This window comes from Burkholderia sp. L27(2015), from assembly GCF_009765705.1.
In the GTDB taxonomy this organism is placed as follows: Bacteria; Pseudomonadota; Gammaproteobacteria; order Burkholderiales; family Burkholderiaceae; genus LMUX01.
This window is the reverse complement of record NZ_LMUX01000057.1, coordinates 503-1,338: the sequence shown is the minus strand read 5'-3', so window position 1 is coordinate 1,338 and position 836 is coordinate 503. Positions and strand designations below refer to the sequence as shown.

1 protein-coding gene is annotated in these 836 nt (G+C 60.8%); it reads right to left on the bottom strand.

Features of this window, described 5'->3' with window-relative positions; all coding sequences use genetic code 11:
* Positions 1-836: efflux RND transporter permease subunit (locus tag GSQ77_RS29065; protein ID WP_174246528.1), on the bottom strand; the 836-nt coding region annotated here is incomplete at both ends.

Sequence of the window (836 nt, the reverse complement as noted above, 5' to 3'; positions counted from 1 at the left end):
CTTGAATCGGTCGCAGGCGCACGTTGAGGTCCGGATATTTGGCGGCTTTGGTGCTCAGGCGCGCCAGCACAGCAAAGGTATCGTCCCGGCGTCCCTGTGCGTGTGTCTTCAGTTCGATATCGAACGAACCGCTGGCGCCTTGCCGGCTGCTGCCGAGGCGCGCGCCCACGGTGGCGACATCGTGATCCTTCAGCAGCATGTCGATCAGGCGTTGCTGGCGGTTCGACGCGTCCTTGAACGATACGGTGGCGCCGGAAGTGGCACGACCGCGGATCAGACCGGTGTCCTGTGGCGGAAACAACCCGGTCTTGACCTGGGTGAACAGCAGAGCGGTGATCCCGATCAGGATCAGCGGGGTCAACGAGAACAACAATGCGTGACGCAGCGAAAAATCCAGCGCCCTGCTGTAGAACCGCAACATGCCGTCGTGGAAACCATCCAGCGCGACTGCCAGCTTCGAGGGCTTGCTCGTTGGCAGATCGCCGTGCGCATCATGACCACTCAGAAAATGTCCGCACAGCGCCGAGGTCAGCGTGAGTGAAACGATCGCCGATATCGCAATCGCCGCCACCAGCGTGAGCGTGAACTCCTTGAAGAACATGCCGGTAATGCCGCCCATGAACAGCAGCGGGATAAACACGGCGATCAGCGAGGCAGTGATCGAGACGATGGTAAAACCGATCTCGTGCGCACCGGCAAGTGCCGCCTGCAAGCGCGGCATGCCCTGGTCGATATGGCGGATGATGTTTTCGATCACCACGATCGCATCGTCCACCACGAAGCCGATCGCGATCACCAGTGCCAGCAGGGTGAGGTTGTTCAGCGTGAAGCCCATG